This window comes from Bacillus sp. sid0103, assembly GCF_019219025.1.
Genome location: NZ_JAHUWN010000001.1, coordinates 67,687 through 88,561, shown reverse-complemented (window position 1 = coordinate 88,561; position 20,875 = coordinate 67,687). Strand labels below are relative to the sequence as shown.

General features: G+C 38.3%; 17 protein-coding genes. All 17 read left to right on the top strand.

The genetic code is table 11. The features are described 5' to 3' along the window. Positions 1-20: 20 nt before the first annotated feature. The 17 genes from pnp to KW850_RS00315 all read left to right on the top strand — a co-directional run bounded on the left by pnp (position 21) and on the right by KW850_RS00315 (position 20,875). Complete coding sequence (pnp, locus tag KW850_RS00395) at positions 21-2,138, top strand: polyribonucleotide nucleotidyltransferase (RefSeq protein ID WP_218345615.1); 2,118 nt, start codon at positions 21-23, stop codon at positions 2,136-2,138. A gap of 160 nt (positions 2,139-2,298) precedes the next feature. Next, a complete protein-coding gene (locus KW850_RS00390) occupies positions 2,299-3,246 on the top strand; it encodes a polysaccharide deacetylase family protein (RefSeq protein WP_218345614.1) in 948 nt (315 codons plus the stop codon). Positions 3,247-3,493: 247 nt separating this feature from the next. Continuing rightward, positions 3,494-4,732, top strand: coding sequence for a M16 family metallopeptidase (locus tag KW850_RS00385; protein WP_218345613.1), 1,239 nt, complete (start codon positions 3,494-3,496; stop codon positions 4,730-4,732). 146 nt (positions 4,733-4,878) lie between these two features. Beyond that, positions 4,879-5,121: a YlmC/YmxH family sporulation protein gene (locus KW850_RS00380; RefSeq protein WP_218345612.1), complete on the top strand. Its 243-nt coding sequence runs from the start codon at positions 4,879-4,881 to the stop codon at positions 5,119-5,121. A gap of 170 nt (positions 5,122-5,291) precedes the next feature. Continuing rightward, the gene (dpaA, locus tag KW850_RS00375) at positions 5,292-6,194 is read left to right on the top strand and encodes a dipicolinic acid synthetase subunit A (protein WP_218345611.1); all 903 of its coding nucleotides are present in this window, start codon (positions 5,292-5,294) and stop codon (positions 6,192-6,194) included. Beyond that, positions 6,191-6,790 (top strand): dipicolinate synthase subunit B, encoded by a 600-nt coding sequence (dpaB, locus tag KW850_RS00370; RefSeq protein ID WP_218345610.1) that lies wholly within the window; start codon positions 6,191-6,193, stop codon positions 6,788-6,790. Before dpaA ends, dpaB begins: the two co-directional genes overlap by 4 nt. A gap of 203 nt (positions 6,791-6,993) precedes the next feature. After that, complete coding sequence (gene asd, locus KW850_RS00365) at positions 6,994-8,043, top strand: aspartate-semialdehyde dehydrogenase (RefSeq protein WP_218345609.1); 1,050 nt, start codon at positions 6,994-6,996, stop codon at positions 8,041-8,043. 34 nt (positions 8,044-8,077) lie between these two features. Further along, on the top strand, positions 8,078-9,322 hold the full coding sequence (gene dapG, locus KW850_RS00360) for an aspartate kinase (RefSeq protein ID WP_218345608.1): 1,245 nt from the start codon (positions 8,078-8,080) through the stop codon (positions 9,320-9,322). 81 nt (positions 9,323-9,403) lie between these two features. Continuing rightward, entirely contained in the window at positions 9,404-10,273 is an 870-nt protein-coding gene (dapA, locus tag KW850_RS00355; RefSeq protein ID WP_218345607.1) for a 4-hydroxy-tetrahydrodipicolinate synthase, read from the top strand. 320 nt (positions 10,274-10,593) lie between these two features. Beyond that, on the top strand, positions 10,594-12,261 hold the full coding sequence (locus tag KW850_RS00350) for a ribonuclease J (RefSeq protein WP_218345606.1): 1,668 nt from the start codon (positions 10,594-10,596) through the stop codon (positions 12,259-12,261). Between the two features lie 173 nt (positions 12,262-12,434). Continuing rightward, complete coding sequence (locus KW850_RS00345; protein WP_218345605.1) at positions 12,435-13,190, top strand: ClpP family protease; 756 nt, start codon at positions 12,435-12,437, stop codon at positions 13,188-13,190. Further along, a complete protein-coding gene (locus KW850_RS00340; RefSeq protein ID WP_218345604.1) occupies positions 13,187-13,423 on the top strand; it encodes a YlzJ-like family protein in 237 nt (78 codons plus the stop codon). The genes KW850_RS00345 and KW850_RS00340 overlap by 4 nt, the downstream gene beginning before the upstream one ends. A 134-nt stretch (positions 13,424-13,557) precedes the next feature. Beyond that, positions 13,558-15,909 carry a DNA translocase FtsK gene (locus tag KW850_RS00335; RefSeq protein ID WP_218345603.1) on the top strand — a complete coding sequence of 784 codons (2,352 nt, stop codon included), beginning with the start codon at positions 13,558-13,560 and terminating at the stop codon, positions 15,907-15,909. A gap of 294 nt (positions 15,910-16,203) precedes the next feature. Beyond that, complete coding sequence (locus KW850_RS00330; protein WP_218345602.1) at positions 16,204-16,929, top strand: GntR family transcriptional regulator; 726 nt, start codon at positions 16,204-16,206, stop codon at positions 16,927-16,929. Between the two features lie 85 nt (positions 16,930-17,014). Continuing rightward, on the top strand, positions 17,015-18,097 hold the full coding sequence (locus KW850_RS00325; RefSeq protein WP_218345601.1) for a BMP family lipoprotein: 1,083 nt from the start codon (positions 17,015-17,017) through the stop codon (positions 18,095-18,097). A 203-nt stretch (positions 18,098-18,300) separates the two neighbouring features. Continuing rightward, on the top strand, positions 18,301-19,836 hold the full coding sequence (locus tag KW850_RS00320) for an ABC transporter ATP-binding protein (protein WP_218345600.1): 1,536 nt from the start codon (positions 18,301-18,303) through the stop codon (positions 19,834-19,836). Further along, positions 19,829-20,875, top strand: coding sequence for an ABC transporter permease (locus KW850_RS00315; protein WP_218345599.1), 1,047 nt, complete (start codon positions 19,829-19,831; stop codon positions 20,873-20,875). The genes KW850_RS00320 and KW850_RS00315 overlap by 8 nt, the downstream gene beginning before the upstream one ends.

Below are 20,875 nucleotides of genomic sequence, written 5' to 3'. Positions count from 1 at the left end.
GGATAGAGAGGGGTAAAAATATGGAACAATTGAAACATGAGTATTCCATGGTTTGGGCCGGTCGTAAATTAACTGTCGAAATAGGACAATTAGCTAAACAAGCAAACGGTGCAGTCCTTGTTCGCTATGGGGATACAGCAGTATTGAGTACAGCAACTGCTTCAAAGGAACCTAAAAACTTAGACTTTTTTCCATTAACGGTTAACTACGAAGAACGTTTATATGCTGTGGGGAAAATTCCGGGCGGATTTATAAAACGTGAGGGTCGACCAAGTGAAAAAGCAATCTTAGCTAGCAGACTAATTGATAGACCAATTCGACCATTATTTGCTGATGGGTTCCGCAATGATGTACAAGTTATTAGTATTGTCATGAGTGTCGATCAGGATTGTTCAACAGAAATGGCTGCAATGTTTGGCTCTTCGTTAGCACTAAGTACTTCAGATATCCCATTTGAAGGACCAATTGCTGGTGTTGTTGTTGGCCGGGTTAACAATGAATTTGTCATTAATCCAACCGTAGAACAAGCTGAGAAAAGTGATATCCACTTAACTGTTGCTGGTACAAAAGATGCCATTAACATGGTAGAAGCAGGTGCGTTAGAGGTTCCCGAGGAAACGATGCTTGAAGCCATTATGTTTGGTCATAATGAGATTAAGCGTCTTATTGAATTCCAAGAAAAAATCGTCGCGGAAATAGGCAAGCCAAAAAGAGAAATTACTCTTTATGAAATTGATAAAGATCTTGAGGCAGAAGTAAGGGGAATGTGCGAGGGTGATATGGTAAGTGCCATTCAGGTCCAAGAAAAGCATGCCCGTGAAGATGCCATTAAAGAAGTGAAAAACCGAGTTATCGCTAAATATGAAGAACAAGAAGCAACAGATGAAGATCTGAAACAAGTGAAGCAAATATTGGACAAAATTGTTAAAGGTGAAGTCCGCCGTTTAATTACTGTTGAGAAGGTTCGTCCAGATGGCCGTAAAATCGATGAAATCCGTCCGCTCTCTTCACAGATAAGTATTTTACCACGTACGCACGGATCAGGCCTTTTCACACGTGGACAAACTCAAGCGCTGAGCATTTGTACTCTTGGGGCGATGGGTGATGTACAAATTCTTGATGGGCTTGGAATTGAAGAAGAGAAACGCTTTATGCACCATTATAACTTCCCTTCCTTCAGTGTTGGGGAAACCGGCCCAATTCGCGGACCAGGCCGTCGTGAAATCGGACATGGTGCCCTCGGTGAACGTGCACTTGAACCGATTGTTCCGTCTGAAAAGGACTTCCCATACACCATTCGTCTTGTATCTGAAGTGCTTGAATCCAATGGTTCTACTTCACAGGCGAGTATTTGTGCCAGCACTTTAGCAATGATGGATGCTGGTGTACCGATCAAAGCTCCTGTAGCTGGAATTGCCATGGGACTTGTAAAATCTGGTGAGCACTATACTGTGCTATCCGATATTCAAGGAATGGAAGACCATCTTGGAGATATGGATTTTAAAGTGGCCGGAACTGCTAAAGGGGTTACAGCACTACAAATGGATATTAAAATTGAAGGTCTTTCCCGTGAGATTTTAGAGGAGGCCCTTCAACAGGCAAAAGTTGGCAGAATGCATATCTTGGATTCTATGTTAGCTACTATAACAGAACCTAGAGCAGAACTATCTCAATTTGCACCGAAAATCTTAACGATGACAATCAATCCAGATAAAATTCGTGATGTTATTGGACCAAGCGGAAAACAAATCAATAAAATTATTGAAGAAACTGGTGTTAAGATTGATATTGAGCAGGATGGTACTGTATTTATTGCTTCAACTAATCAAGAAATGAACCAAAGAGCAAAGAAAATCATCGAAGACATTGTTCGTGAAGTGCAAGTGGGCGAAATGTACCTTGGTAAGGTAAAACGAATAGAGAAATTTGGTGCTTTCGTCGAAATCTTTGCTGGAAAAGATGGTCTTGTTCATATTTCTGAACTAGCTGAAGAACGTGTTGGAAAAGTGGAAGACGTTGTTAAGATCGGGGACGAACTTTTAGTAAAAGTAACTGAGATTGACAAACAAGGCCGTGTAAACCTTTCACGTAAAGTAGTCTTAAAAGAACAGCGTGAAAAGGCTGAAGAAAACAAATAGCAAGCATCTAGAAAGTAAAGTCAGGGTCATTACCCTGGCTTTTTCGATATGTAAAGTATGGCCTTGATTTCTTAATGCTTTAGAACTAGTTGTATTGATGAACCTGCAGTTCTACCTTGTCCCTTCTATACATAATCTGTATGGAAAGGGGGAAAATTAGATGAAAAAGGTTTCTATCATAATGGTTATTTGTTTAGCAGGATGGATCGCAGTAAGTAATCCATTTGTTAACAAATATTTAACTTTTACAAATAAATCCGTTTTGCCGGCAGCAAAAGAGTCAGACCCTCTTTATCAAAGCATTATCAAAAATGCCCCTACATATGAATTACCGCCTAAAGATGCGACGATTGATAAGGTCTGGAAAGCTATTCCTGGCTATAATGGGCGGGAGGTTGACATTGCAGCTTCATATAAAAATATGAAAAACAAGGGTGTCTTTGATGAGGAGAAACTTGTTTTTAATCAGACGAAGCCTAAAGTTCACCTCAAAGACTTACCGCCAAACCCTATATATAAAGGTCACCCTGATAAACCGATGGTCTCGTTTATTATTAATGTGGCGTGGGGAAATGAATATTTATCACAGATGCTTGCAACCCTAAAAAGACATAATATTTCTGTTAGTTTTTTTCTAGAAGGAAATTGGGTTAAAAAAAATCCAGATCTTGCGAAAATGATTGTCAGTTCAGGACATGAAGTAGGCAATCATTCCTATTCACACCCAGATATGAAGCAACTAACTGCTGAAAGAGCCAGAGAACAAATAGTGAAAACCAATGAAATTATCGAAGCGGCTACAGGTGAAAAATGTGTTTGGTTTGCACCCCCTAGTGGCAGTTACCGGGATGAAACGGTAAAAGTGGCCGACGAATTAAATATGCTGACTGTTATGTGGACTGTTGATACTGTTGACTGGAGAAAACCGTCGCCCGATGTCTTGATAGCTCGTGTGATGTCTAAAATTGATAATGGTTCAATGGTACTTATGCATCCAACAGAATCAACTGCAAAATCACTTGATCGCTTGATCACTCAAATTAAGCAAAAAAACTTAAAAATTGGCACAGTTTCTGAGTTAATGAGCGAACAAAGAGTGGAGCAATAATAATCGGGTAAGAAATACTGAAAATTGGAGAAAATACACTATTATAAGTATAATGATAGATGGTGCAGTAGCAGCGTTTGTTTATCCCGCATTAACGGGAAGTAAGTCCCCACTTTCTAGAGGGGAAAAATAAGGATAAGGTATAAGTGGAGGTCAACTCCCCGTAAAAGCCCGATTGGTTCAACTAACAATCAGTGGTAAAAACCCCCACTGATTGAAGTTTCACCGTATAGACTGGAGGAAGTCAATGATTAATAAATACACATGCCAAAATGGAGTAAGAATTGTATTAGAAAATATTCCTACCGTGCGTTCGGTAGCAATTGGTGTTTGGATAGGTACTGGCTCTAGAGATGAAAACCCACAAAACAATGGTATCTCCCATTTTCTTGAGCATATGTTCTTTAAGGGCACTACAACCAGGTCTGCGAAAGATATAGCTGAATCCTTTGATAGCATTGGCGGACAAGTGAATGCGTTTACTTCTAAAGAGTATACATGCTATTATGCGAAAGTTCTTGATACACATTCTCAATTTGCATTAGATGTTCTGGCGGATATGTTTTTTAACTCAACATTTGTGGAAGAGGAGTTAAACAAAGAGAGAAATGTAGTTTTAGAAGAAATAAAAATGTATGAAGATACTCCAGACGATATTGTTCATGATTTATTAAGCAGAGCTGTATTTGGAGATCATCCTCTTGGATATCCAATCCTCGGTACGGAGGAAACACTTAATACATTTACGGGAGAAACATTAAAAGAATATATCCATGAAAGATATACGCCTGAAAATGTTGTCATTTCTATAGCTGGAAATGTATCTGAGGCATTTATTAAAGAGGTTGAAAAGTATTTTGGATCATATAAAGGGGCTAACCAACAGGTTACTGAAAATATTCCTACATTCCATTCCAATCAAATTTCTCGTAAAAAAGAAACAGAACAGGCTCATCTATGTATTGGTTTTGAAGGATTAAAGGTAGGACATGAAGACATCTACAGCTTAATTACATTAAATAATATATTAGGCGGCAGTATGAGCTCAAGATTGTTCCAGGAGGTTCGTGAGCAAAGGGGCTTAGCCTACTCTGTATTCTCTTATCACTCTGCATACCAAGATAGTGGAATTGTGACAGTATATGGTGGAACTGGTGCGAAACAGCTAAATGTATTATATGAAACAATTCAAGAAACACTTAATACATTGAAGCGAGATGGGATTACTGAGAGGGAATTAACGAATAGTAAAGAGCAGCTAAAAGGAAGCTTGATGCTAAGTCTTGAAAGCACCAATAGCCGGATGAGCCGGAATGGAAAAAATGAACTTTTATTAAAACGACATCGTTCACTTGACGAAATCATTGATCAAATTGACACGGTTACGAAAAACCGTGTAGACGAAATGGCTAGAAATGTCTTTACAGATAAATATTCCGTTACATTGATAAGCCCAGACGGAGAACTGCCAAATAAATTAGCATAATCATAAAAGGGAATCCATTCGAAAATGGATTCCCCTTTTGTTAAGGCAAAATTCATCTCTTAATGCTTATGCAAGGTTTTCTTAGTCTAAATTAGGACTTCTTTTTATAAACTAATAGTAGGGGGTTTGGAAGGGGGGCTTATGCATTGAGATTAAGTGAATTAAGCGGAAAAGAAATTGTGGATGCAAAAAAGGCTGAACGTCTTGGTGTACTCGGGCAAACAGATCTAGAAATTAATGAAGGGACAGGCCAAATTCAGGCACTTCTTATTCCTTCAATTAAATGGTTTGGTTTTCGAAAACAAGGAGAAGAAATTAGGGTTCCTTGGCAGCATATTAAAAAAATTGGCTCAGATATGATTATTATCGATGTACCTGATGAGGATTAGGTACTTACACTGGTCAAAAAGGCCCAAGCAAGATTTATCTTGCTTGGGCTTTTTTTATTTAGTACGAATGGAAAACTCACCGAATGAAGTGAACCTACATAAGATGGTGAAGTGAAATAAGAAAAGGAATCTCTTAGTAGGATTTTTAAAAAAAGAAGGTGAATGTTTTCATGCTGACAGGGATGCAGATTGCCGTGATTGGTGGGGATGCTAGACAGCTGGAAATCATCCGCAAGTTAACCGAATTAGATGCGAGATTATCGCTTATTGGTTTCGAACAACTTGACCATGCATTTACTGGTGCTGTCAAGGAAAAGTTGGATGAAGTCGATTTTTCAAATATGGATACCATTATCCTGCCAGTACCCGGAACAAATTTAGAAGGACATGTAGAAACGATTTTTTCAAATGAAAAGGTTATTTTAACTGCAGATTTGCTAGCAAAGACACCTGAACATTGTACGATTTATTCCGGAATTAGCAATTCCTATTTAAATGGAATTACCAAGGAAGCCAAACGAACACTTATTCAGTTATTTGAAAGGGATGATGTGGCCATCTATAATTCCATTCCGACTGTAGAAGGGACGATTATGATGGCGATCCAACACACTGATTTTACCATACATGGGTCAAATATTGCTGTTCTGGGCTTAGGGAGAGTCGGTATGAGTGTAGCAAGAACATTTGCTGCATTAGGAGCAAGAGTTAAGGTAGGTGCAAGGAAAAGTGAGCATCTAGCTAGGATTACTGAGATGGGATTAACACCATTCCATTTAAATAATCTGGTAAATGAAGTAAAAGACACCGATATAGTTATTAATACAGCACCACATTTAATTGTAACAGCAATGGTAATATCCAAAATGCCATCACATACGCTCATTATTGACCTTGCATCAAAGCCAGGCGGCACTGATTTTCGATATGCCGAAAAAAGAGGGATAAAAGCCTTGCTTGCACCAGGGCTTCCGGGAATTGTTGCACCGAAAACGGCTGGTCAAATTCTGGCGAATGTCCTTGCCCAACTGCTTCAAGATGATTTAAGAAAGCGAAAGGGGAAAGTGAAATGAGTTTAAAGGGTAAAAGAATTGGCTTTGGCTTAACCGGCTCTCATTGTACGTATGATGCAGTATTCCCAGAAATTGAAAAACTAGTTCAAGCCGGTGCAGAGGTAATGCCAGTCGTGACTTTTACAGTTAAAAATACAGATACCCGTTTTGGAAAAGGGGAAGATTGGATCCAAAGAATTGAAGATTTAACTGGGAACAAGGTGATTGACTCGATTGTAAAAGCAGAGCCGCTTGGGCCTAAAATTCCTTTGGATTGTATGGTTATTGCTCCATTAACAGGGGTTTCGATGAGTAAATTTGCCAATGCCATGAATGATAGTCCTGTATTAATGGCGGCAAAAGCAACACTGCGTAACTTAAAACCAGTGGTGCTGGGTATCTCTACAAATGATGCACTTGGATTAAATGGAGTAAATTTAATGAGATTAATGGCTACGAAGAATATCTATTTCATTCCATATGGTCAGGATGACCCCATAAAAAAGCCAAATTCGATGGTTGCAAGAATGACAATGCTCACAGAAACAGTAGAAGCAGCAATCGAAGGGCAGCAAATTCAGCCTGTACTAGTTGAAAGATATAAAGATTCAGACTAAAATCCTCTCATTCATCAAAATAGGTTATTTCTTTAAAGGAATATGTTAAAATAAATTATTCTATCATCAGTGGGAAGATCCAAACCCACTGATGAGAAATAAAATAAATTATTAATAACATGCTGGATGCTAAATAAAGGCTATTTCCTTTTAGAGTATAATGACCAGTTATGTATACGATGAGTATGGAAGGGGAACTAGTAATGAGTCAACAAAATGGATTTCACGTTGCCGTTGTTGGAGCAACAGGTGCAGTAGGACAACAAATGTTACAAACATTAATAAAACAGAACTTCCCAATTAGAAAACTTACCTTATTATCTTCAGCACGATCCGCCGGGAAAAAAGTGGATGTGAATGGACAGGAATATATCATTGAAGAAGCAAAGCCTGAGAGTTTTGAAGGCGTTGAGATAGCCTTATTTAGTGCAGGTGGCAGTGTATCTAAGGAACTTGGCCCAGAAGCAGTTAAACGAGGTGCTATCGTGGTGGACAACACTAGTGCATTTAGAATGGATGAAAATACTCCTTTAGTTGTCCCAGAAGTGAACGAAGCTGACCTTCATCAACATAATGGTATCATTGCTAACCCGAATTGTTCCACCATTCAAATGGTAGTTGCCCTTGAGCCAATCCGTCAACAATTTGGTTTGAAAAAAGTAATTGTTTCAACTTACCAGGCTGTTTCCGGTTCAGGTGCGGCGGCTGTTGAAGAATTAATGCAGCAGACTCAGTCGATATTAAACGGAGAAACATATGAACCGCAAATTTTACCAGTGAAGTCAGATAAAAAACACTATCAAATTGCTTTTAATGCGATTCCGCAAATTGATAAATTTCAAGATAACGGATATACATTTGAAGAGATGAAAATGATTAATGAAACCAAAAAAATCATGCACTTACCAGAATTACAGGTTTCTGCAACTTGCGTGCGCCTTCCTGTAGCTGTTGGCCATTCAGAGTCGGTTTATTTTGAAATTGAATCTGACGAGGTCAGTGCAAATGACATTAAAGCATTATTAAAAGATGCCCCAGGTGTTATTTTACAAGATGATCCTGAAAATCAACTCTATCCAATGCCGGCAAATTGTGTTGGAAAAAATGATGTTTTTGTTGGTCGAATTAGAAAAGACATCGATGAACCACGTGGTTTTCATATGTGGGTTGTCTCTGATAACTTGCTTAAAGGGGCAGCATGGAATTCAGTTCAAATCGCAGAAAGCTTAGTGAAATTAGGGATTGTAAAATAAAGTTACATCAAAAAAGGCAGGGTTTGGTGTCACCATGAAAATTATTGTTCAAAAATTTGGCGGTACATCTGTAAAAGATGAAGAAAGCAGAAAATATGCTCAAGGCCATATCGAGAAAGCATTAGCTGATGGCTATAAGGTAGTTGTGGTTGTCTCCGCAATGGGAAGAAAAGGTGACCCTTATGCTACAGATTCACTACTTTCTTTGATTGGTGGAAATTTAAGTAATATTTCAAAACGGGAACATGATTTATTATTGTCCTGTGGAGAAGTTATTTCTAGTGTCGTGTTTGTAAATATGTTATTAGAAAGTGGAATTGATGCCGTTTCTTTAACTGGGGCACAAGCAGGCTTCCGTACAAACAATGACCATACAAATGCAAAAATTATTGAAATGCAATGTGATCGATTGCTAAGTGAATTAGAGAGAAATGATGTTGTCGTGGTTGCAGGCTTCCAGGGTGCTGCAAATAATGGTGATATAACGACCATTGGACGAGGCGGAAGTGATACTTCAGCAGCTGCTTTAGGTGCAGCCCTCAATGCCGAATTTATTGATATTTTTACTGATGTGGAAGGAATTATGACAGCTGATCCGCGTATTGCTGAAAATGCCCGGCCGTTATCTATTGTAACCTACACAGAGGTTTGTAATATGGCTTATCAAGGTGCAAAGGTCATTCACCCAAGGGCAGTTGAAATTGCGATGCAAGCGAAAGTCCCAATCCGAATCCGCTCAACCTATTCTAATAATTTAGGCACATTGGTAACTTCCTTAAGTAAAAATAATCGTGGCAGTGATATTAAAGAACGAGTGGTTACCGGAATTGCCCACGTTTTAAATGTAACGCAAATTAAAGTTTTTGCCAAAAAGGATCAATATTACTTGCAGGCTGAAGTGTTTAAGGCAATGGCTAATGAAGGAATTAGTGTGGATTTTATCAATATTTCTCCTAACGGAGTAATCTATACAGTTACGGAAGAAATGACCGACCGTGCGATTGGGGTTCTAAATGAACTGGGTCATGACCCCGTTGTAGAGCGTCATTGTGCAAAAGTTTCTGTTGTTGGTGCAGGTATTGCCGGTGTTCCTGGTGTTACTTCCAAAATCGTAACGGCCTTATCGGATCATGGAATTCGTATATTACAATCTGCAGATAGTCATACTACGATTTGGGTACTTGTAAAGCAGGATGATTTAGTTAAATCCGTCAATGCCCTCCATGATGCCTTTCAGTTAGAAGATGAAACAGTAGAATTTAATTTTACTGATCTATAAATAGTATCTTCGTATTAAAAGTAAATCCATATTATGAATTTGGGTTTAAGTATGCTTGATGGTATTGAGAGGAGTAAGAATATGGTTCATTTTGGGCGAGTATCGACGGCGATGGTAACTCCCTTTGATAAAAAAGGACATATTGACTTTGCTAAGACCACGCAATTAGTGAATTATTTAATTGAAAATGGAACTGATTCACTTGTGATTGCAGGGACCACGGGTGAATCCCCAACCTTGACTAAGGAAGAAAAACTGGCCTTATTTGATCATGTCGTTAAAGTTGTGAATAAGCGAATTCCCGTAATAGCTGGAACTGGCAGCAATAATACCTACGCATCCGTTGAGTTGACAAAAAAAGCTGAACAATTGGGTGTGGATGCTATTATGGTTGTAGCCCCATATTATAATAAACCAAATCAAGAAGGTCTATATCAGCACTTTAAGGCTGTTGCAGATGCCACTTCCTTACCGGTAATGGTTTATAACATACCAGGCCGCACGGCAGTGAATATTCATCCTGATACGATCATTCGTCTTTCAAAGATAGCAAATATTGTTGCGGTTAAGGAAGCAAGCGGTGACTTGAATGCGATGACACACATTATTGCCAATACTGATGATGATTTTGTTTTATATAGTGGGGATGATAGTCTGACAATCCCTGTTCTCTCTATTGGCGGTGTTGGGATTATTTCGGTTGCATCACATGTTATAGGAAAACAGTTGCAGGAGATGGTTAAAGCATTTCTTGGCGGAGAGAATGAAAGAGCTGCAAAGTTGCATCAGCATCTTCTCCCTGTTATGCAAGGATTATTTGCTGCTCCGAGTCCTGCCCCTGTTAAAACAGCTTTACAATTAACAGGATTAGATGTTGGTTCAGTAAGGCTTCCACTCGTGGGTTTAACAGAACAAGAACGCGCTGCATTAATTACTCTACTTAATCAATAATAATGAATCACCAAAGTCAACCGGATGATTTTGCCGGTTGGCTTTTTTTTGCTGTGTTAATGGTTATTGTTGATATTTTTGATAAATTGATTGGAGCGCAAATCAACATCCTATTATAACACAGTCTTTTTTTAGAAATATGCGGCTGGGTAAAATTACTTTTTATATTGGAAAGGTTTTCAAAAATCAAGTATAATAATCATAACTGATTTGGACGGAAATAAGAAAAGCGGATGCGCCCGTTTGGCGGAGCTAGAGCTAGACATTTTTCGGAGTTCAATAAATTATAAATTTGGATACAGCATAGGAGGATTTACAAATTGATAAAGAAAATTAATAACTCCATTAAGTTAATCACACTTGGTGGTGTAGGAGAAATCGGAAAAAATATGTATCTCGTTGAAGTGGACAAGGACATATTTATCATTGATGCCGGCTTAATGTTCCCCGAGGAAGAAATGCTTGGCATAGACATTGTGATACCAGATATTACTTATTTAAAAGAAAATAAGGAACGGGTGAAAGCAATTTTCTTAACACATGGTCATGAAGACCATATTGGGGCCTTATCGTATGTGCTTCGTCAAATTGATGCACCTGTTTATGGAACTAAGTTAACACTTGCCCTTGCAAATGCAAAACTTAAAGAACAGGATTATTTTGGTAAGCCCCATTTTATTGAAGTACAATCTGATACGATTGTAAATTTAGATACAGTGGATGTAAGTTTCTTTAAAACTAATCATAGCATTCCAGATTCTGTGGGTATTTGTATACATACATCTGAAGGAATCATCGTTTATACGGGTGATTTTAAATTTGATCAAGGTGCCACAGAGCTTTATAAACCTGAAATTGGCAAGATGGCATCTATTGGGGAACAAGGGGTTCTATGTCTGTTGTCTGATAGTACAGAAGCCGAAAAGCCTGGTTATACAGCATCAGAAGCGATTGTAGAACGTGAAATGTCCAATGCCTTTTATAATGCTCCTGGAAGAATTATTGCAGCTTGTTTTGCCTCTGATATAAATAGAATTCAACATATCTTTAATGCCGCATCTGAAAACGGCCGTAAAGTTGCAGTGGTAGGAAAAAGCCTCGAAAGAATTTATCATATTGCCCTAGATTTAGGATATTTAGATGTCGAAGAGGATTTAATTATTCCGGTTAGTGAACTAAAGGATTATCAAGACAGAGAAATTGTCGTCTTAATGACTGGTAGCCAAGGTGAACCCATCGAAGCTTTGCAGAAGATGGCAAAGCAGATGGATAAAGTAATTAATATCCAAACAGGAGATACTGTATTAATTGCCGCATCACCACTCAGAGGCAGCGAAGTATTTTTATTTAAGACGATTGATATGCTTTTTAGAGCTGGTGCTAATGTAATATCAGGTAAAAGGACCATCCATGTATCGAGCCATGGTAGTCAAGAAGAATTAAAATTCATGATTAACTTAATGAAACCAAAATATCTGGTTCCTGTTCATGGTGAATACCGAATGCTTAAGGCACATCGGAAATTAGCTTTGGAATGTGGACTTACTGACGAACAAATTATTATCCCCGACCGCGGTGATATTCTTGAATGGAAAGAAGACAAACTCGCTATTTTAGGTAAGGTTCCTTCTGGTAATATATTGATCGATGGTATTGGTGTCGGGGATGTTGGAAATATCGTGCTCCGTGATCGAAGACTCTTATCGCAAGATGGAATTCTAATTGTCGTCGTGACATTAAAAAAACAAGACAAGAGTATTGCAGCTGGTCCTGAAATTATCTCTAGGGGATTTGTATACGTTCGAGAATCAGAAAAATTGATGGATGATTCAACAAAACTAGTTCGTGATATTGTAGAAAGAAATATTGCTAAGGAATCATTTGAGTGGTCCAGTTTAAAACAAGAAATTAGAGAAGAATTAAACCGAAATTTATTTGAAAAAACAAAAAGACGACCAATGATTCTCCCAATCATTATGGAAATCTAGAAAGAAAGCACTGGAAAACTCCAGTGCTTTTTATTTTGGCACTATGTGATTGGAGCGGAAAGCGAGCGCCTGAAGCTCCAATCAACAGACAAGTTAGAGAGCATTTATTTTTAGCATGAAATTACCTTATAAGACAATACTAACCTATATCATGCTTGAAGGGAGTATTAAGGATGAATAACGATTTACAAAATAATAAAAATGAAAATCAAGAAGGCGGGGAACCTCAAAAAGAGGAGAAAACTTCTTCTGCATTAATAGACAAAATCCAGCAGCTAGGACAAACTAATGTACCACAGCTTTCGACAGATTCAAAAATTCATTGCTTGACGATAATCGGTCAAATTGAAGGCCATCTGGCTCTTCCACCACAAAACAAGACAACAAAATATGAGCATTTAATGCCGCAACTGGTTGCAATCGAACAAAATCCTAAAATAGAGGGCGTGTTAGTAATCTTAAATACAGTTGGCGGTGATGTTGAGGCGGGCCTTGCTATTTCCGAGATGCTTGCAACATTATCTAAGCCGACGGTTTCAATTGTATTAGGAGGAGGGCATTCAATTGGAGTTCCGATTGCTGTTTCCTGTGACTATTCGTTTATTGCAGAAACTGCGACGATGACGATTCATCCGATTAGATTAACAGGACTTGTAATAGGTGTGCCGCAAACCTTCGAATACATGGATAAAATGCAAGATCGGGTAATTAATTTTGTTACAAAGCATTCAAATATTAGCGAAGAAACTTTTAAAGATTTAATGTTTGCTAAGGGTAATTTAACAAGAGATATAGGAACGAATGTTATTGGTGCTGATGCTGTACAAACAGGGTTAATAGATGAAGTAGGCGGGCTTGGGCAGGCAATGAAAAAGTTAAATGAACTGATTGACCTGCATAAAGAAAAGGATAAGGGATTGATCCAATGATACTTTATACAATGATGCCGCCTGAATTAATATTTCCTTATGAGGCTGAATCACCGAGCAAACAACAAATGGTCAATTATCAAGGTATACCCCTCTTGGTAGAGTTGATAGATGGCCAAAATGTTCAAGTTATTCGGATTCTAAGTACAGACCCGCAACATTACTTGGATAACCAAATTTGCCCAGGTGCAAAAATTTCTTTCGCGAACCTAGAAGGATTGTCCTCGATGTAATAGTAGATTATGGTATAATTAAGAGAAGATATAAGAGCAGCCACTAAGGCTGCTTTCTTCCTTTTTACCCTTTTAGACAAGGATGTTATATACTAAAGGAATAATATACCATAATGAAACAACAAGGTGATTAAATGGCCAAGAAAAAAAGAAGACAACCTAAAAAGAGAGATAACCATTTGAAAAAGACCGTGCAATATGAATTATCTGCACTAGCTATTTTAGCAATCGCGATCATATCGATTGCAAAACTCGGTGCAGTGGGAAAAGCAACTGTGATCTTCTTCCGCTTTTGGATGGGAGAATGGTATATGCTCAGTTTAATTGGGCTAGTTGTATTAAGCGTTTATTTGATGTGGAAACGTAGTATTCCTTTTTTCTTCCATATTAAATTAGTTGGATTGTACAGCATTACTTCTGCCATCCTTCTTCTAAGTCATGTAACACTTTTTCATTTGCTAACGAATGATGGGAAATTTAAAGATCCTAGTGTAATCAGTAATACATGGGAATTGTTTATGATGGAACTAAGAGGTGAAACTAGCACAACCGATTTAGGCGGGGGAATGCTTGGTGCAGTTTTATTTGCCTTATTTCATTACTTATTTGCCGAGACAGGTACGAAAATAATTGCGTTTATTTTTATACTAATTGGCATTATTTTACTAACTGGGAAATCATTCGGTGATTTCATCGCTAAAATCATGATGGTCTTTGTTGATTTTTCAAAAAGTCAGTGGGATGCCTTTAAAACAGATATGGCAGAATGGAAGCAAAAACAACAAGAAAAAAAAGCACAAAGATCTACACAAAGAAGACAAGCGCAGGAGAATCGCGAACAAAGAGAACAACCCAGCGCTACGACAGAACCACAATCACTTCAAGTGGAAATCAGAACACCAGAACCAATTATTTCAAGTTTTGCTGATAGGGCCTATGTTGATGAAGGTGAGATAAATAAAAATCAACCTGAAGAACCGAGGGGAAAAACAAAAACGACTGAAGAAAATGATGATTCCATTCCGCCAATTACTTTTACAGAAGTCGAGAATATTGAATATGAGTTACCGCCGCTCAGGCTACTAAGTCTGCCTAAGAAAACAGATCAAAGTGGAGAATACGAACAAATCCATGCCAATGCAGCAAAGCTTGAGAGGACATTTCAAAGCTTTGGCGTAAAAGCGAGAGTAACACAAGTACATTTAGGACCAGCTGTTACAAAATATGAAGTTCATCCAGATGTCGGTGTTAAAGTAAGCAAAATTGTTAGTCTAAGCGATGACCTAGCATTAGCACTAGCTGCTAAAGGTATTCGAATTGAGGCTCCGATCCCTGGTAAATCCGCGATTGGAATAGAAGTACCTAATTCAGAAGTAGCTATGGTTTCACTTCGTGAGGTATTAGAAGCAACCCAAAATGACAAACCTGACTCTAAACTATTAATTGGTTTAGGCAGGGACATTACTGGTGAAGCAGTTTTGGCAGAATTAAATAAAATGCCCCATTTACTTGTGGCCGGTGCAACTGGAAGCGGTAAAAGTGTTTGTATAAATGGAATTATCACTAGTATATTAATGCGTGCAAAGCCTCATGAAGTAAAATTAATGATGATTGACCCGAAAATGGTTGAATTAAATGTTTATAATGGCATTCCACACTTACTAGCCCCGGTTGTAACGAATCCGAAAAAAGCCTCACAAGCTTTGCAAAAAGTAGTAAGCGAAATGGAAAGGCGTTATGATTTGTTCTCTCATACGGGAACGCGTAATATTGAGGGCTATAATGAACACGTCAGAAGACATAATTTAGAAGAGAATGATAAACAGCCGTTGCTTCCATTCATTGTAGTCATTGTTGATGAGTTAGCTGACTTAATGATGGTTGCCTCTTCAGATGTGGAAGATTCGATTACCCGCCTGGCACAAATGGCGCGTGCTGCCGGAATTCACTTAATTATTGCAACGCAACGGCCATCTGTTGATGTCATTACTGGGGTTATTAAAGCAAACATTCCATCCAGAATTGCCTTCGCTGTTTCAAGTGCCACCGATTCTAGGACGATTTTAGATATGGGTGGTGCAGAAAAACTGTTAGGAAGGGGCGATATGTTATTCCTGCCAGTTGGAGAATCTAAACCAGTACGCGTTCAAGGTGCTTTCCTCTCTGATCAAGAGGTTGAGGACACAGTAGAATTTGTTATTTCCCAACAAAAAGCGCAGTACCAAGATGAAATGATTCCAGATGATATCCCAGAAGTAACAGGTGCGGTCGATGATGATATTTATAATGAGGCAGTTGACTTAATTATTGAAATGCAAACAGCCTCTGTTTCCATGTTACAGAGACGTTTTCGTATTGGGTATACAAGAGCAGCCAGGTTGATTGACGAAATGGAGGCACGTGGGATTGTTGGCCCATATGAAGGAAGTAAGCCTCGAGCTGTTTTACAAGCAAAACCAAAAGATAAGGAAGAACAAAGTTCATAATTTATTTATGAGATTGTTCGAAGTAATAATAGATAGAGTGAGATTAAATCCGCCTTTATTATGATGTGAAAATGGTCATAATAGAGGTTTTTTTATGAGTAAATTTACCTTTAGTAAAAATATGTTATATAGGGAAAATTACCCCTAGACAATTGTGACATAACCTCCCACCCTTTATCGACAAAATTTTTGAAATTCTATTTATTTATCCCCAAAAAAATGTTAATATAAATTTCGATTAGTAGAAATGATATCAGATGTCTGATGTCTAAGGAAAAGGCTGGAGGAAACAGCATGTCTATAAAATCAGATAACCGGCATTTATACTTACAAGTTATCGATCGTCTAAAGCAAGATATTGCAAACGGGGTATATAAAGAAAAAGAAAAACTACCTTCTGAGTTTGATCTTGCTAAACAGCTGGGTGTGAGCAGGGCAACTCTTCGAGAAGCATTACGGATCCTCGAAGAAGAGAATGTTATCATTAGACGCCATGGCGTTGGTACTTTTGTTAATGTAAAGCCTTTGTTTACTTCAGGAATTGAACAACTTAATAGTGTAACTGCCATGATCAAACAGGCCGGAATGATCCCAGGAACAATTTTCCTTAGTTCATCAACACAAGGTCCTACCGAAGAGGATATTCGCCGTTTTTCTTGTTCTACAAATGAGGACATTTTTGTGATGGAAAGGGTTAGAACCGCCAATGGGGAACCGGTCGTCTATTGTGTCGACAAGGTACCAGAACGTATTCTGCCGGAAACATTTTCCCATGCAGAAGAATCGCTCTTCCGTATTTTGGAAGAAGAATCAAATCGAAGAATTACATACGCGGTTGCCCAAATTGAGCCGTTAGGCTATCATGAAAAAATTTCCCCAATTCTAGAATGCGAACCAGAAACTGCATTGTTAGTTTTAAAACAGATGCATTTCGATGAAATGGATGAACCTATCCTATTTTCGGTAAACTATTTTAAAGCAGACAAGTTTAGTTTTCATGTATTAAGGAAAAGAATTTAATTTTTAATCCGTTTTGAAAACGCAATCAGTCTTGCTACAAAAACATTTTTACTAAATCAAACCATATTCATAGGGGGTCAATACCATGAAAAAGCGTAAAATTGGAACGGCTTTATCACTAGTTCTAGCTGCTGGTACACTATTAGGAGCATGTGGAAAAAGTGATGACACAGGCAAAGAACCTGCTAAAGGCGGAGAAAAGAAAAATAATTTCTCTGTAGCGATGGTTACTGATGTTGGTGGTGTTGATGACAAATCATTTAACCAATCAGCTTGGGAAGGTCTTCAAAAATTCGGTAAAGACAATGGCTTATCAAAAGGTAAAGGCGGATATGATTACCTTCAATCAAAATCTGATGCTGATTATTCTACAAACTTAAATACACTTGCTCGTCAAGACTTTGATTTAGTTTACGGAATTGGTTTCTTAATGCAGGCTGCAGTTGAAGAAATCGCGAAACAACAAAAAGATTCACAATTTGCGATCATCGATGCGGAAGTTAAGCAACCAAACGTTGCAAGTGTACTCTTCAAAGAGCAAGAAGCTGCCTTCCTTGCAGGTATTGCAGCAGCACTTCAAACAAAATCTAACCATATCGGCTTCATCGGTGGTATGGAAATCCCTGTTATTGAACGATTTGAATCTGGATTCTTAGCGGGTGTTAAGGCTGCAAAACCAGAAGTAAAAGTTGATGTTCAATATGCAGGTGCATTCGATAAAGCGGAACTTGGTCAAAACATCGCATCTAAAATGTATTCTTCAGGCGCTGACGTAGTTTTCCACGCTGCCGGTGGTACTGGTAACGGTTTATTTAAAGAAGCAACTGACAGAAAAGCAAAAGATCCAAGTAAAGAAATTTGGGCAATCGGTGTTGACCGTGACCAGGCTGACATGGGTCCAGATGTTGTTCTTACATCTGCACTTAAGCGTGTTGACGTAGCAGTACAAGACTTATCTAAAAAAGCAATGGATGGCAATTTCCCTGGCGGACAATCTATTCTTTACGGATTAGCTGAAGATGGCGTTGGTGTTGCTCCAATTAACAGCAAAGCTGGAAATAAAGATGCAATTGAAGCTGCTATAAAAGAATGGATAGAAAAAATTAAATCAGGTGCTGTAAAAGTCCCTGGAACTCGTGATGAATTAAAGAACTTTAGTGCAAAATAATTTTTGTGAGGAATAAGCGAGGGTTTACCACTCGCTTATTCCAACCTAATGAATCTTAACTGAAGCGTAGAATAAATATTCTACTTTTCATTTAAGATTATAGTGGGGAGGGATTCCCTGTTTTTTTAAAACTCGGAAAGGTCTGACCTCTTACTACTTATGGTCAATTTTTCCTTTTATCTTATCACAGGGAGTGAGAAAAGATGGAATATGTAATTGAGATGCTTAACATCCGTAAGGAATTTAATGGCTTCGTTGCGAATGATAACATAACCCTTCAATTAAAAAAGGGTGAAATCCATGCCTTGCTTGGCGAAAATGGTGCAGGAAAGTCAACATTAATGAATGTACTTTTTGGACTATATCAGCCAGAAAATGGTGAAATTCGAGTTAAAGGGAAACCAGTAAACATTTCTAACCCCAATATCGCAAATGATCTTGGAATCGGAATGGTCCATCAACACTTTATGTTAGTTGATACGTTCACAGTCACTGAAAATATCATCCTTGGTAGAGAAATAACCTCTGCTGGCCGAATTGATCTTAAAAAGGCTGAGCAACAAGTCCGTGAGATCTCTGAACGATATGGTTTAGCAGTTGACCCACAGGCGAAAATTTCTGACATTACCGTAGGTATGCAACAAAGAGTGGAAATCTTAAAAACACTCTATCGTGGAGCCGAAATTCTTATTTTTGACGAACCTACTGCTGTTCTTACTCCGCAGGAAATTAAAGAATTAATTCAAATTATGAAAACGCTTATAAAAGAAGGTAAGTCTATTATTCTCATAACTCATAAACTGAAAGAGATTATGGAAGTATCTGATCGTTGTACTGTTATCCGCAAAGGAAAGGGAATTGGAACAGTAACAGTAAGTGAAACCAATCCTAATGAACTTGCTAGTTTAATGGTTGGACGAGATGTTGTCTTCAAAACTGATAAGAAAGAAGCATCTCCAAAACAAGAGGTCCTTGAAATTAAGGATTTGGTTGTAAAGGACCCTCGTGGTGTGACAGTAGTTAATGGCTTGAATCTTTCTGTTCGTGCTGGAGAAATTGTCGGCATCGCTGGTGTAGATGGTAATGGACAATCGGAATTTATTGAAGCTATCACTGGTTTACGTAAAGCTGATAGCGGCAGTGTGAAATTGAATGGAAAAGAATTGATCAATCATACACCAAGACAGATTACTGAATCTGGCGTAGGTCATATACCTCAGGACCGTCACAAGCATGGGTTAGTTTTGAACTTCCCAATTGGTGAGAATATGGTATTACAAACATATAATAAAAGGCCATTCTCTAAGAACGGAATTCTAAACTTTGGTGAAATTTATAAAAAAGCTAAAACATTGATTAGTGAGTTTGATGTACGGACACCAAGTGAATACACTTTGGCACGTGCGCTTTCCGGTGGTAACCAGCAAAAGGCGATTATTGGCCGTGAAGTAGATCGGAACCCAGACTTATTGATAGCAGCACAGCCAACTCGTGGTTTGGATGTTGGGGCCATTGAATTCATTCACAAACGCTTAATCGAACAGCGCGATAATGGTAAGGGTGTCTTGCTTATCTCTTTTGAACTGGATGAAATCATGAATGTCAGTGACCGTATTGCCGTTATATATGAAGGGAAAATCGTAGCTGTTGTGAATCCAAAAGATACGACTGAGCAGGAACTTGGATTACTAATGGCTGGCTCGAATAGAAAGGAAGCGGGTGAAGAATCACATGTCTAAACGGTTTAGAAGTATCTTAACACCTATTATAGCCGTATTATTAGGTATCCTTGTTGGAACGTTTATTATGTTAATAAGTGGTTACAATCCAGTCGCGGCCTTTACAGCACTATGGAATGGTGCTTTTGGAGATATCTATTACATCGGAGAAGTAATCCGACAGTTTACTCCATATATCTTAGCCGGACTTGCTGTGGCATTTGCATTCCGCGTGGGCTTATTTAATATCGGGGTTGAAGGACAATTCTTAGTTGGTTGGCTTGCTGCTGTATGGGTAGGGGTGGCCTTTGACTTACCTCGAATTATTCATTTACCACTTGCTATCATTGCCTCCATCGCAGCAGGGGCACTTTGGGCATTTATTCCTGGTTTATTAAAAGCACGTTTCCGTGTCCATGAAGTAATTGTAACCATAATGATGAACTATGTGGCCTTACACGTATCCAATTATATTATTCGAAACGTAATCACAAAACATGGGGATAATTCAGGCCCTATTCATAAATCAGCAACATTACGATCTGGATGGTTAGAGAGTCTAACTGATTATTCAAGACTTCACTGGGGTATTATTCTTGCAATTATTTCTTGCTTTATTATGTGGTTCTTATTAGAAAGAACAACAAGAGGATTTGAATTAAGGTCTGTAGGTTTTAACCAACATGCTGCTCAATATGCAGGGATGAACGTGAATAAGAATATTATCCTTTCTATGCTTATTTCTGGAGCTTTCGCAGGTTTAGCAGGTGCCATGGAAGGATTAGGTACTTTTGAATATGCAGCAGTAAAAGGTGGATTCTCTGGCGTTGGTTTCGACGGAATTGCGGTTGCATTACTAGGGGGAAATACTGCACTAGGTGTATTTTTCTCAGCCATATTATTTGGTGTTCTAAAAGTGGGAGCATTAAATATGCCGCTTGAAGCAGGGGTACCAAATGAATTAGTAGATATCATTATTGCGTTAATCGTATTCTTTGTTGCATCAAGCTATATAATAAGAGTATTTCTTGACCGATTCAGTAAGAAGGAGGTGAAGTAA